The sequence below is a fragment of the Mesorhizobium sp. M7A.F.Ca.US.006.04.2.1 genome, from assembly GCF_004022915.1.
Classification (GTDB): domain Bacteria; phylum Pseudomonadota; class Alphaproteobacteria; order Rhizobiales; family Rhizobiaceae; genus Mesorhizobium; species Mesorhizobium ciceri.
Genome location: NZ_RZQA01001386.1, coordinates 1 through 943 on the forward strand (window position 1 = coordinate 1; position 943 = coordinate 943).

General features: G+C 65.0%; 2 protein-coding genes. Both read right to left on the bottom strand.

All coding sequences use genetic code 11. The features are described from left to right. Nucleotides 1-253, bottom strand: a 253-nt coding sequence (locus EN925_RS37485) for an NTP transferase domain-containing protein (RefSeq protein ID WP_164894744.1), incomplete at its 3' end; no start/stop codon positions are given. A 55-nt stretch (nucleotides 254-308) separates the two neighbouring features. Next, nucleotides 309-943 (bottom strand): DMT family transporter (locus EN925_RS37490; RefSeq protein ID WP_164894745.1); only part of this gene is annotated, 635 nt, incomplete at its 5' end.

The following is a 943-nucleotide window of genomic DNA, read 5'->3' on the forward strand; positions in this document are numbered from 1 at the left end:
GGCCGGTCAGGATTCCGGCGAGCGGACCGGCAAAGCCGGGCACGCTGTCGGCAAGCACCGGCAGTCCAAAGCGCAGGAGTCGTGCAGGGTCGCCATTGGCGCTGAGCGCCATCGATTCTATTTGCGGGGCGAAGCGCGACACGACCTGGTCAAGCAGGCAGCCATCGCCAAGCGGCAACAGGCTCTTGTCGCCGCCGCCCATCCGCCTCGACTGGCCACCGGCCAGAACAATCCCCGCAATGTCTCGCTTCATGCCACGAAGCCTGTATGCCAGCCGTCGGAAATCACAAGAACCTTCAATGATCTGGCTAGATTCCGTCCGGAACCATGCTTGGCCCCGTGCTTTCGGCGACGATCTTGCGCCGGCCGACGACCCGCTCGCGGTAGAGCGCATAGAGGCCGGAGCCGATGATGATGGTGGCGCCGACGATCATCGGCAGATCGGGAATGTCCGCGAAGATGAACAGGCCAAGCAGGATCGACCAGATCAGGGCCGTGTAGCGGAACGGCGCGATGAAGGAGATGTCGCCCGCCCGCATCGCCATGATGATGAACTGGTAGCCGATAATCACCAGCACAGCAGCCAGGGCCAGCAGGGCCGTGCTGTTGCCCGTCATCGGCGTCCAGCCGCCCATTGCCGGCAACAGCGCCGCGCCGACGATGGTCATGGCAAGCGCGGTTGCCGTCGACACCAGCAATGTCGGAATGGCCTTGGGAATCCGCTTGGTGGCGAGATCGCGCACCGCGCAGCAGGCGACGCTGGCCAGCGCCGACAGCGAGTAGACGCTGAACCCTTCGAAGCCCGGCCGCACGATGATCAGCACGCCGGCAAATCCGATGGCGATGGCCAGCCAACGCCGCCAGCCGACAGTCTCGCCAAAGACAAGTGCCGCTCCCATCGTCACCGCCAGCGGCAGCGCCTGCAGCACCGCCGAAACATTGG